Below are 13,048 nucleotides of genomic sequence, written 5' to 3' on the forward strand. Positions count from 1 at the left end.
ATACTTATCATATCTCATGTTAGCTTATTTGTCAAAATTATGTTAGGTTTCCTTACATCAAATTTAAAACAAGAAGCCAATCATAGATGGCTTCTTGTTTTGTACCCTGTCTTATCTGAAAATAAACCTTTTTCATACAAATAATTAACCGCTTCCTCAAGCGCGATTTTTACATGTGTATACGTTAACCCCCCCTGAACGAAGGCGGTATAAGGTTCTCTCAATGGGCCATCAGCTGTCAATTCAATGCTTGCTCCCTGAATAAAGGTACCGGCAGCCATAATGACTTTATCCTGATAGCCTGGCATCTCACTCGGATAAGGTGTAACGAACGCATTAACCGGTGAATTATGCTGGATCGCCTGACAGAACGCTACCATATTAGACTCGTCATGAAAGGTAACGGCCTGAATTAAATCTGTACGCTTCTCGTTAAAATGGGGGCTTGTCTCAAACCCGGACAATTCTAAAAAACGTGCCGTTAAAACTGCTCCCTTTAATGATTCGGCAACAATATGCGGTGCAAGAAATAACCCCTGGAACAACTCCTGAAGCATATTTAGGGTTGCGCCTGTTTCCTTTCCAAGACCGGGTGCAGTCAGGCGGTGCCCGCACTGAAGAATCAGTTTCCTTCTCCCCACTATATAACCTCCCGCTCTGACAATGCCGCCACCAGGGTTTTTGATCAACGAACCGGCAATAATATCAGCTCCAACATGCAATGGTTCTTTCCCCTCTACAAATTCACCATAACAATTATCAACAAAAACGATCAGGTTCTTATCGATATTTTTTACAAAACGAATCATTTCCGCAAGTTCATCAATTGTAAATGATGGTCTGTCGTCATAGCCTTTTGAACGCTGGATTGCCACCACTTTCGTTTTACCGGAAATAGCTTGATCGATTCCCTGATAGTTAACCCTGCCATTTCTTAGGAGTGGAACCTCATTATAATCAATCTTATATTCATACAATGAGCCTGTATCATCACCATCTTTTCCGATTACCGATTCCAGTGTATCGTACGGCTTTCCGGTAATATATACGAGTTCATCACCCGGACGCAGCATGCCAAATAACGCTGTTGATATCGCATGTGTTCCGGAAACCAATTGCGGTCGGACGAGGGCATCCTCCCCGCCGAATACATCAGCATAAACTTGTTCAAGTACTTCTCTGCCAAGATCATCATAGCCATATCCGGTTGTGGCATTAAAATGGCTGTCACTGACACGGTTCTGCTGAAATGCTTTGAGCACCCGTTTTTGATTCAGTTCAGCTATTTTATTTGCCTGTTCATGTTGAGGTTTACAATCCGCTTCTGCCTGTTTCATCAATTGTTCTATCATTTGTAGTTATTTACTCCTTCATTAAGCTGTTCAAAGGATGTTCCCGCCGTATAAAACCTTCGACACTGTATCCATTTTCCGCTTCGTTAAATGTCTGATTAGTTACGATTGTTTCATGCTGGAGCCTGTTCAAATCTTTGCCCTGATCAGGCTGCAACTGAACCTGATACCATTCCCATTCTTCTTTTAGAATCGCTTCCACTTTTAAAAGTAAACGGGTAATATCCGCTTCATCGAGTGCACTTATCAGTATATTTGGATGGTCGATGCCGATAAAATCATCATCCAGAATATCCTTTTTATTATATACGGTTAGCATGGGAATGTCGTCTGCATCCAAATCGTGCAGTAAACTATTTACAGTTTTATGATGCTGTTCCATATCGGGATTTGCTGCATCAACAACATGCAAAATAAAGTCTGCTTCTGCTACTTCTTCCAATGTCGATTTAAATGAAGCAACAAGTGAGGTGGGTAAATCCTGGATGAACCCGACCGTGTCGGTAACTAAGGTCTGAAAACCTGATGGAAGCTGAATTTTACGGGTTAAAGGATCAAGTGTTGCGAAAAGCTGGTCTTCCACCATGGAACTGCTGTTAGTCAGCCGATTAAACAAGGTGGACTTACCGGCATTCGTATAGCCTACAACCGCAATTTGAAAAGCATCATTTGTCCGACGCCGTTTCCGGTATTGCTCCCGTTGCTGTACGACAGCTTTTAGCCGACGTTTTATATCAACAATCCGCTGTCTGATATGACGCTGATCGGTTTCAAGCTTTGTCTCACCCGGCCCGCGTGTACCTATCCCAGCACCAAGCCGGGACATTTCCGTGCCCTGCCCATGCAATCTGGGCAGCAAATATTCAAGCTGAGCAAGCTCCACCTGCAGTTTACCTTCTTTAGTACGTGCACGCTGAGCAAATATATCCAATATCAGTTGACTACGATCGATAACCCGGATCCCGATGTAATCGGAGAGGTTGCGCAATTGACCAGGTGATAACTCATCATTTGATACAATCAATGTTATTTGCAAATCCTCGGACGTATTTTTGATTTCATTCATTTTTCCTTCACCGATATAATAAGCCGGATGAATCCGCTGCCTGTTTTGCGTGATAACTTCTTTCACTGTTCCCCCGGCCGTTTCACAAAGGGATACAAGTTCATTCAATGAAGATTGAAAGCGTCGTTCCTGCTGTTCAGGTTTTTTAACCGAAATAATTAGAATGGGCTCTGGCATAAATATAATAACCTCTTTCTATAGTTAACTGGATACTTTCATCTTTCTAAATCATAGCAAAGAAGTTATCCAATCACAATTTATGCCTCATCCAACGACAAATCTTTACCTGTCAGTTTAATAAGATCATCAACCGTGAAGTTTTCTTTCCCCAGCAGGCGGACAGCATGCAGCCGAATCGAATGTTCAATAACATTACGCACATATCTGGCATTGGAAAAATTACGATGTGTATCCTTTTTTTTCTGACGCAGATGGTTTCTCAATTTAAATTCTGCCTCTGTTGTAAATTCATACTCCCGCTCATGAACCATTTGTTTGGCAATTTTGACAAGTTGATCCAAATCATAGTCCTGGAAATCCAGGATAAATGGAAATCTGGATTTCAAACCGGGATTCAGTGTAAGAAAACGATCCATTTCGTAAGGATAACCTGCAAGAATTAACACAAAATCGTTATGATTATCTTCCATATGTTTTACAAGGGTATCAATTGCTTCCTTGCCGAAATCTTTTTCACCGCCGCGAGCAAGCGAGTATGCTTCATCAACAAACAAAATCCCGCCCATCGCTTTTTGAATGATCGAACGGGTTTTTTGTGCTGTCTGCCCGATATACTCCCCGACCAGATCAGCCCGCTCTGCTTCAATAAAATGACCCTTCGATAACAGATTCATATCAAAATACATTTTTGCCAACTTTCTTGCAACCGTCGTCTTCCCTGTACCGGGGTTTCCTTTAAACAGCATATGAAGGACCTGCCTGTTGCTTGATAGATCCATTTGTCGGCGTTTCTCATTCATTACAATCGTTGCATATACTTCCTTAATGGTCTTTTTTAGATTCGTCATCCCAATAAACGACGAAAAATCACTATCAATATGTGAAAAAGGATTATTATCTGAATAGGTTCCATCAGATGTTTCTTCAACAGCCACATCGTTTTTTTGCAGAACAATGTTAATTTGGCCATTTCGGTTCCGAAGCTTTTGCGATTCCACATCATCACCCCTCAGTCACGTTAGTATACGTCATATACGGGGGAGTTGTGACAAATGCCCAGCATTAAAAGTTTTAATGCACAAAAAACCTTCCCACCAAAAAACGGAAGCGTCAAATGGACGCTTCCGCTTCTATTTTTATTCTTTTTCAATCGATACGTTTTTAACCGGTGCAAAGGTTGATATCGCGTGTTTGAACAGTAATTGCTGTTTTCCATCAGTTTCCAAAAGTACTGTAAAGTTATCAAATGCTTTGACAATGCCTCTTAATTGAAAGCCATTTGTTAAAAAAACAGTAACAGAAACATGTCCCTTTCTAAGCTGATTCAAAAACTGATCCTGAATGTTTACTGTTTGTGCCATGATAATTTCCTCCTCTTTTCTATCTATATATATTTATTTCTATATTTTTTTCAACATTCCTGCTAAATCACCCAAAATATTTCGAAACCTTTCTTCTGTTGCAACAGGTGTGATATCATACCAAGCTACATCCAACTTATTCCGAAACCAGGTATACTGTCTTTTGGCATATCTTCGTGAATTTCGTTTCAGTATTTCAATCGATTCCTCTAATGTCTGACGGTGTTCAAAATAAGGAATAAACTCTTTGTAGCCGATTCCCTTCATTGATTGAACATCTGTCAGTCCTTTCTGGTAAAAGAATTCTGCTTCAGCTGTCAAACCATTTTGCACCATTTCATCGACGCGCTGATTGATGCGTTCGTATAATAACTTCCGATCCATTTCCAGACCTATTAATATCGGATTATATGGCGATTCCAGCACTTGTTTACTCTGGTATTCTGTCATCGTTTTGCCGGTTGTTTCATATATTTCCAACGCCCGAATGACCCTCCGATGGTTATTAGGGTGAATTTTTGCAGCCTGCTGTGGGTCAATCCTCTCCAGCCGTTCATAAAGAGGTAAGGCTCCTTCACGTATAAGTTGTTCTTCAAGATCTGCAGTAAAGTCCTCATTTCTTGGTTGTTCCGAGAAGTTATAATTGTAAAGTGCACCCTGTATGTATAGACCGCTGCCGCCGGCAATGACTGGCAGTTTATTATGTGAACTGATTTCTTCAATATAATGCTGTACATATTTCTGAAAATCTGCAACCGAAAAGGGCTCTTCCGGATTCTTGATATCAATCATATAATGTGGGATGCCCTGTTTCTCCTGATCGGTAATTTTGGCAGTACCGATATCCATCCCCTTAAATATCTGCATCGAATCACCACTGATTACCTCGCCATTAAATGCCTTGGCAATCTCCACACTGAGTTTTGTCTTGCCAACAGCGGTTGGACCAACGACGGCAATTACAGTTTGTTTCATCATCATTCCCCTAATTCTCTTTATTCATACGCGTTGTAAGCACGAAGCATCCAGACAGACTTCTCCAACTTTCCCTGTAATGTGATAAGCAAGTCAGCGGTTGGTTCATCATGCTGTTCTGAAGCTTCCGGCAGTCCAATTTCCTTAATTTCTTTTATAAGCAGCGTAAAGTCACGTATCAGCTGTGAAATCAGTTCATCTTCTTTATCATCAGCAGTTGCTTCTTCGAGTGTCGTTTCTTTCAAGTATTTCGACATCGTGGCAAGCGGTTTCCCGTTAATCATCAGCACCCGTTCCGCTATTTCGTCAAGATCACCTGCTGTTTCGGTATACATGTCCTCAAAAACCCCGTGCAGCTGATAAAAATGTCTTCCCTGTACAAACCAGTGATACCGGTGTAATTTGACATACATAACAAAGTAATTAGACAATAATTGATTTAAAAAGTTAATAAGCTTTTGATTTTCCATTCATACACACCTCGCAATATGCTTTAAGTATGCACGGGATGTGTATCATTTATGCAGTGTTACATAACGCGTTTAAACATTTTCTCCAGTTCATATGATGAAAAATGAACAATAATCGGACGACCGTGCGGACATGTGAATGGATCGGTCGATTTCCGCAAATCTTCAAGCAGCCGGAACATATCATCCTGATTGAGATAGTGATTTGCTTTAATTGACCGTTTACAGGACATCAGGATTGCTGCATCCTCTCTAATATTCTCCACGTTAACTTTTTCACTTTCCATGATCTGGTCAATCATCTCACGGATAATTTCTTCTTCAAAGCCTTTTGGAAACCAGTTCGGATGAGACCGGATGATATAGGTCTGATTGCCGAACGTCTCAAAAAACAAACCTACTTTTTCCAATTCCTCTTTATGCGCTTCAATAAATATAGCTTCCTGCTTGGAGAATTCAAACGTTAATGGAATCAAAAGTTCCTGTGCTTCATTAATCGTTTTACCAAGCTTTTTCTTGAAAAATTCATATTTAATCCGCTCCTGGGCAGCATGCTGATCCACCATATACAATCCGTTTTCATTTTGTGCCAGAATGTACGTACCATGCAGTTGGCCAATTGGATACATGGATGGAATCCGATTCGTTGGTTCCGGTTCCGCCTTTTCCGATAAAACCGGCTCATCAAAACGATCTTCCGGAAAAATATCATTCTGGTAATTTTTTATTCGCTTTTTTGTATCAGGTTCAGGACGCTTCTCATGTACCTGCTGATCCAAGTGCCATTCATACTTCTGCGGTTCCGGTTCCGGCTGTGCATCATTAAAATGAATGGTATTTTGAACCGATTGTTCCGGTTTCGGTTCCTTTTGTTCCATTTCCGGTATTAGTGATGTTTTCCTGAACGTGTTACGAATGGTCTCCTCCAGTGCTGCAAATAATTCTTTATCCTTACTGAAGCGGACCTCCAGCTTGGTAGGGTGAACATTCACATCCACCAGGATCGGATCCATTGTAATCGAAATTACTGCAATCGGGTTCCGTCCGATTGGAAGAAGGGTATGATAACCGTTTTTGATCGCTTTGGACAGGGGAACACTTTTAATATAACGCCCATTTATAATAGTAGAAATATAATTACGTGATGCACGTGTTACCTCAGGCTTAGCAATGAATCCCTCGATTTTAAAATCAAGTGTTTCATGTTCTATCGGCAGCATTTTTTTGGCGACATTCATTCCGTAAACATGACTGACAACTTGCAGCAGATCACCTGAGCCGGATGTCTTGAAAAGCGATTTACCATTATGGATTACTTCAAAACGGATGTCCGGGTGCGAAAGTGCGAGCCGGTTTAACAAATCGGTTATATGACCGAGTTCTGTATGGATCGTCTTCATATATTTCAAACGTGCCGGTGTGTTAAAGAATAAATCCTCCACCGTTATTTCGGTACCTTGTCTGGCATCACTTTTTAATTTTTCCACTTCACGGCCGCCCTGCATTTTGAGAAAGGTACCTGCACCGTCTCCTTGCGAGGTTTTGACGGACAGCCTGCTCACCGCTGCAATACTTGCCAATGCTTCACCCCGAAAGCCGAGTGTTTTTACATGAAATAAATCTGTCTCATTTTTAATTTTACTCGTTGCATGACGTAAGAATGCCCGTTCACAATCCTCTTCCGACATACCGTTCCCATTATCAGTCACCCGAATGGACTGCAACCCCGCTTCGGTAATGTCCACTTTAATCCAGGTGCTGTTAGCATCAATACTGTTTTCAATCAATTCCTTTACAACGGAGGCCGGTCGTTCCACCACTTCTCCAGCTGCTATTTTGTTTGCAAGTGAATCCGGCATTTGAAATATCTTCATAATCAAACCCTTTCTGCTTACTTTTTAGCTTCTTTTTGCAAACGGTAAAGTTCGTTCATCGCGTCCATTGGAGTCATTTCAAATACGTTTATGTCTTTTAATTCACGGATAAGGCGAATATCCTGCTTCGTATTCAACACTCTCGATTTGGGTTCTTGTTCTTCCACAAAAAATGACAGCTGTCCCGGGTTCTCACGTTTGGCAGAGTCATCCGTTTTTTCCAACTCCTGCAAAATATTGTTCGCCCGGGTTATCAGCTGATCAGGCAGTTCCGCCAGTTTTGCAACATGAATACCATAGCTCCTGTCAGCAGCACCTTCCTGAATCTGATGGAGAAATACTACTTTCCCTTCATACTCCTCTGCCCGTACGTGAATGTTTTTCAAATGATCCAACGTTCCCTCAAGTGCTGTTAATTCATGATAATGCGTTGAAAATAATGTTTTTGCATGTATATGATTATGAATAAATTCAATGATTGACTGTGCCAATGCCATCCCGTCATATGTGCTTGTACCGCGCCCGATTTCATCAAATAAAATCAGACTGTTTTCAGTGGCATTGGCAATTGCATGATTTGCCTCCAGCATCTCAACCATGAACGTACTTTGTCCGGACACGAGATCGTCTGCGGCACCGATACGCGTGAAAATCTGATCGAACAACAGCAATTGCGCTTCATCACACGGAACAAAACAGCCAATCTGTCCCATTATGGCAATCAGTGCAAGCTGCCGCATATACGTACTTTTCCCAGACATGTTTGGACCGGTAATCAGCAGAACATTGGTAGATTGATTGAGTTCAATATCGTTCGGGACATACGACCCTTCCGTCATGACCTGTTCAATTACCGGATGACGCCCATTTTTAATGAAGAGTGTATCTTCATGAAACGACGGCCGCACGTAATTGTTCGCTTCACTCACGGTGGCAAACGCCTGCAGAACGTCAATTTTGCTTACCGTATCCGCCAGATGCTGAATCTCCGGAATAAGCTCTTTCACTTGTTCACGAATTTCGAGAAATAAGTTGTATTCCAAATCAACGCTCTTTTCTTCAGCTTCCAGGATAAGTTCCTCTTTCTCTTTCAGTTCAGGCGTAATATACCGTTCAGCATTTGTCAGTGTTTGTTTACGTTCATAGCGTCCATCCGGTACCAGGTGCAGGTTAGCCCTGGTAACCTCGATATAGTAGCCGAACACCCGATTATATCTGATTTTAAGCGATTTAATTCCGGTTTCATTTTTTTCTTTCTGTTCCAACTCTGCAATCCACTGCTTTCCGTTGCGAGATGCTCCCCGGTATTCATCCAATTTTTTGTTATAGCCATCTTTAATAATCGACCCTTCCTTAATGGAAACAGGCGGGTCATCTATTAAACTGGTATCAAGCATTGACACAAGATGCTCCGGAAAAACAAGATCCTTGCCCAGTTCCTGAATAAAAGGCTGTTCAAACTGCTGAAGAGTCTTTTTAATCTCCGGAATTTTTGCTAATGACTGGTTCAGCTGTATTAAATCACGTGCATTCACATTTCCGAATGAAACCCGTCCGGCAAGACGCTCGAGGTCGTAAACAGATTTCAATGTATCTCTCAGTGTATCACGTTCCATAAAGCCCTGATAAAAACCATCAACAATATCATGACGTTTTTCGATTTCCTGTCTGCTTAACAGCGGTCGTTCGAGCCATTTTTTCAACATCCTTGAGCCCATCGCAGTCACTGTTTTATCAAGTACCCACAGCAGACTGCCATGCTTACCCTTTTCCATGATAGTTTCCGTCAATTCCAGGTTTCGCTTGGAATACATATCTAATGACAAATAGTAATCCAGTTCGATGACTTTGGCTGGCTGCAGATGATCAAGTGATCGCTTCTGTGTATACTGGATATAATTAAGCAAACGACTGAATGACTGCACAAGACGTTCATCATTTAAATTATCACACAAACTGCGGTATTCGGCATTAAAGTTAATTTCCTCCTGATAGGATAATGTCACATTCAACTTATCATAAAGCTGATTTTGTAATTCTTCCGGCAGATTGGGAGAAATGACAATCTCTCTAATGGGCTGATTATATAACTCATGAATCACGGCATCCCAACCATGTGAAATCAGGGCTATGCTGTTTTCTCCAATGGACAAATCATTGTAAACCACGACGTAGGATCCATCCTGAAAATGTGAAAGACTTGCAATATAGTTATGATCAAGCTCATCAAGCATATTGCTTTCCATTACCGTACCGGGAGTAATAAGTTGTACTACTTCTCTTTTCACAACGCCTTTTGCTGTTTTGGGGTCTTCAACCTGCTCACAGATGGCAACTTTATATCCCTTATCAATCAGATTTTTTATGTAATTTGATGCGGAATGATATGGAACACCACACATTGGAATTGGCTCCTCCTGCCCACCATCCCGCTTAGTAAGCGTAATTTCCAGTTCCCGCGCAGCATTGATTGCATCGTCAAAGAACATTTCATAAAAATCACCTAATCGGAAAAACAGAAAAGCATCTTTATTTTCCGCTTTAATTTTAAGATATTGCTCCATCATTGGTGTGTGTTTTGCCATTTGCTAACCTCCAAAACATATGAATATATTGTACAATTATAGCATATTTTGACGAATGGATGCGATTAATGAAAAGGAAGAAATGAATCAAGTGATACAAGGAATCACTCACAGGGTGCTCAAAATCTTTCATAGTGCTTTCACATAGAATTATCCTGTTATTCAGAATCGGGCGCAGAGCTAATCCATTTCCTGCACCCGTTTTAAATCAATTCTATTCCCGCTCTTTTGCTTCAACCACTCTCATAGGCCGCATCATATCATAATCTTCATGCTCCAGTATATGACAGTGCCAGACATAATCACCGGTAAATGGACCAAATTTAGCGATGACCCGTGTTATTTGTCCCGTTGGTGCAGCTACTGTGTCCTTCCAACTTTTTTCATTAGGATTAGGTGATTTTGCGGATCCGGTAAAGATGATTGATCCGTCCCGATTGTAGCGATCAAGATCAAATGGCTGTCTGTCTATTATTTGAAATTGAATCAAGTGAATATGGATGGGATGCGTAAAATTGGTACAGTTAATGAGTGACCAGATTTCGGTTGCTCCAAGCTCAGGGGTTTCTGTAACAGGATCCATCCATTTTTTGTTATCCAGCAATAGAAGTGGACGGCCAAGTTTGTCGGAAGTTCCGATCAGTTTCAGATTCCGAATGCGTTTAACCTTATTTTCACTGAGTGCAGGAATCCGTGTTAAATACCTGGGAATACCGCTCTCATCCTTTGACTTTAAAGGTAGTGTCACATTAAACTGCATGACATCATCTGTTTCGTCATCAAGATTGGCATTCGGGCCAAGGTCATTTTTCAATGTAACAGTTTTACCATCAAGCTTGGAAAAATCAATAATTACATCAAATCGTTCAGCTGGTTCAATTGCTAACTTGTTTAGCTTAACAGTTCTTCGCATTAAGCCGCCATCAGAACCAACTTGAAAAAATGACTGGCCTGAATCCAAATAAAGCTGGTAAGCACGGGTATTGGCAGCATTGAGAATACGAAACCTGTACTTTCTCGGTTCGACCTCTAAATAAGGCCAGATTTTCCCGTTAACAACGTTTGTTTCCCCAATAAAAAAAGGGCGAACAGATGGATTTGGCCAGTTTTCCTCTGAATCATCCGGCTGTGACGGATAAAACAGTTCACCGTTATCGCGGAATGACCGGTCCATCATAATAAGCGGAATCTCATATTCTCCTGATGGAAGGTTAAGCCATTCCTCCTGTTCATCCCTGATAATGTACATCCCTGCCAAGCCAGCATATACATTAAGCCTTGTTATTCCCATTGCATGATCATGGTACCAAAGTGTGGCCCCTCGCTGATGGTTCGAATAATGATAAACATCAGTTTTAAATTGCGGCCCCGTGTATCTGAAATTTTTTGTATACCACGCTTCCGGATATCCGTCGCTTTCGGGCTGTGTTTCACCTCCATGCAAATGCGTAACGGTACGGACTTCAGGGAGTTTACCAAGATTATGAAAGGATTTGTCAATAGGCAGAAGATGTTTATCCGGTAGTTTATTTTCCCATCTGACATGGACCGGTTCCCCGTGATTAATATCAAATACGGGTCCGGGAAATTGCCCATTGTATCCCCATAGTCGTGTTGGATTTAAATCCCGATGCAGCTTCTGGCGAAATTCCATCATCTGGATTTCATAGTAGGCTTCACCGCTAATTTTGCGCGTCGGTTTTAGTATTTCCGGAATAGGCAATGCATCAATAAATTTATTCAGTTTTTTGTTCAATCTGTCCATCCCCTTTATATACATTTATAATAGTAGATGTTCCAAGGAATAAGATTGCTATGCCTAAATAGGGAAAAAATCACAAACATACAATTTATTTTCTTATATTGGAAAAAAGTAATCTCAGCCATCCTTTTAAAAATGACAAAAAAATTACGAGGAAGTTTTCCCCGTAAATGATTTAATCCTTATTTTTACGTCCAAGAAAGTCCGGTTTCACATCACGAAGTTCGTCATTCGTCACATCATGTCTCCATTCATCATGGTGATCACTTCTGATTCCTTTTGGATTTACCTTTGCATATACTTTTGTTTCACCGATTATTTCTACAACAAATTCACGTTCAATTTCGACCTCAACTTTGTTTCCATGGCTATCAATTTCACATTCCAGGCAATTTGGCTGCTGAATCACTTTGGCAATGACATCGTAATCATCGCTGAAGCAGTGATCATCTTTGACAGATAGTGGGATATAATCACAGTATGTTACCCGCTCTGTTACTACTTCTGTTTTAGTGTTATCGTTATAGGAATACCAAATGTTAATGTCATAGCTGCCGTTCACTTCAACTGTGTCCTCCGATTTCTTCTTTGCATTGTACAGGTGATTAATTACCCAGCAGCCAAGGATGCTTGATGGACGATGTGACGGTGAAACAGCGTGTTCTGCTTCCGTGAATTTCCGGCCTTTTCCGCAGACTGCTTTCGTTATGATTTCTCTATATTCTTGATCAAGAAATGACATAATTATGTTTACCTCCTTTTTCTCATAGTCATTTTATGCAAGACAAATACCTAAAGTGCATAACTGATTTCTGAAAGATTTCCCCTCTGTCCATCTCCTATTAAACTCGTTTTTCTTGATGAAGTCCTCGTGTGTGTCAACTGCCTATATGGTCAATGTATGCATAAAACTGATTTCAGTCACCACTATGGCGAAAAAATCGAATAAAAAATGGAAGTGCCCATATGGACACTTCCATTTTTTATTCCAGTATCAGTAACTGCAGCCGGAATTGTTTTGCGTCTTAGATCCTGTTTCACCTGATAGCAGGTCACCACCAGTGGAGGTAATTACATTGTTGGTTACTTCCCTGGAGATGGTTCCCGAAACCAACTGCAGTACATCATTAACGACAATTTGTGTTTCTTTAAACTCCTGGACAACAGGGATAGCATCAATTTCTGCCTGTAATCGGTCGATTTCATCTTCAACCCGTTTTAAAGCCTCTGATTTTCCATAAGCCTGAAAATTGACCGCTTGTTTCTGCAACGCTTTTATTTTTGTTATCAGTTTTTGAACCTTTTCATTTGCATTAATTTTTGCTTCGACTTGCTTAAACCGATCAATTTCATCTGTATTGGAAAGCATTTCTGCTAAACTTTTTGCCTCATCAAGTATTTGTTTGCGCGTATATTCTGCCAT

The 13,048-nt window shown here is 40.9% G+C and carries 11 protein-coding genes; all 11 read right to left on the reverse strand.

Annotation, left to right across the window (positions count from 1 at the left end; translation table 11 throughout):
- Window positions 1-80: 80 nt before the first annotated feature.
- The 11 genes from ABD010_RS15805 to ABD010_RS15855 all read right to left on the reverse strand — a co-directional run bounded on the left by ABD010_RS15805 (window position 81) and on the right by ABD010_RS15855 (window position 13,048).
- On the reverse strand, window positions 81-1,352 hold the full coding sequence (locus ABD010_RS15805) for a methionine gamma-lyase family protein (RefSeq protein ID WP_343815210.1): 1,272 nt from the start codon (window positions 1,350-1,352) through the stop codon (window positions 81-83).
- Window positions 1,353-1,362: 10 nt separating this feature from the next.
- Window positions 1,363-2,595, reverse strand: a complete 1,233-nt coding sequence (gene hflX / locus ABD010_RS15810; protein ID WP_343815211.1) for a GTPase HflX — start codon at window positions 2,593-2,595, stop codon at window positions 1,363-1,365.
- An 80-nt stretch (window positions 2,596-2,675) separates the two neighbouring features.
- A complete protein-coding gene (gene spoVK, locus ABD010_RS15815; RefSeq protein WP_343815213.1) occupies window positions 2,676-3,596 on the reverse strand; it encodes a stage V sporulation protein K in 921 nt (306 codons plus the stop codon).
- 138 nt (window positions 3,597-3,734) lie between these two features.
- Window positions 3,735-3,959, reverse strand: coding sequence for an RNA chaperone Hfq (gene hfq / locus ABD010_RS15820; protein ID WP_343815215.1), 225 nt, complete (start codon window positions 3,957-3,959; stop codon window positions 3,735-3,737).
- Between the two features lie 39 nt (window positions 3,960-3,998).
- Window positions 3,999-4,934, reverse strand: coding sequence for a tRNA (adenosine(37)-N6)-dimethylallyltransferase MiaA (gene miaA, locus ABD010_RS15825; protein WP_343816353.1), 936 nt, complete (start codon window positions 4,932-4,934; stop codon window positions 3,999-4,001).
- A 20-nt stretch (window positions 4,935-4,954) separates the two neighbouring features.
- A complete protein-coding gene (locus ABD010_RS15830; protein WP_343815216.1) occupies window positions 4,955-5,404 on the reverse strand; it encodes a Dps family protein in 450 nt (149 codons plus the stop codon).
- Between the two features lie 59 nt (window positions 5,405-5,463).
- Window positions 5,464-7,278 carry a DNA mismatch repair endonuclease MutL gene (mutL, locus tag ABD010_RS15835; protein ID WP_343815218.1) on the reverse strand — a complete coding sequence of 605 codons (1,815 nt, stop codon included), beginning with the start codon at window positions 7,276-7,278 and terminating at the stop codon, window positions 5,464-5,466.
- Window positions 7,279-7,295: 17 nt separating this feature from the next.
- Window positions 7,296-9,863, reverse strand: a complete 2,568-nt coding sequence (mutS, locus tag ABD010_RS15840; RefSeq protein ID WP_343815220.1) for a DNA mismatch repair protein MutS — start codon at window positions 9,861-9,863, stop codon at window positions 7,296-7,298.
- A 214-nt stretch (window positions 9,864-10,077) separates the two neighbouring features.
- A complete protein-coding gene (locus tag ABD010_RS15845; RefSeq protein WP_343815223.1) occupies window positions 10,078-11,619 on the reverse strand; it encodes a multicopper oxidase family protein in 1,542 nt (513 codons plus the stop codon).
- A gap of 181 nt (window positions 11,620-11,800) precedes the next feature.
- Complete coding sequence (locus ABD010_RS15850; protein ID WP_343815224.1) at window positions 11,801-12,367, reverse strand: outer spore coat protein CotE; 567 nt, start codon at window positions 12,365-12,367, stop codon at window positions 11,801-11,803.
- A 252-nt stretch (window positions 12,368-12,619) separates the two neighbouring features.
- On the reverse strand, window positions 12,620-13,048 hold the full coding sequence (locus ABD010_RS15855; RefSeq protein WP_343815226.1) for a YlbF/YmcA family competence regulator: 429 nt from the start codon (window positions 13,046-13,048) through the stop codon (window positions 12,620-12,622).

Origin of the sequence: Virgibacillus siamensis (assembly GCF_039522605.1) — a bacterium.
Lineage (GTDB): Bacteria > Bacillota > Bacilli > Bacillales > Amphibacillaceae > Lentibacillus > Lentibacillus siamensis.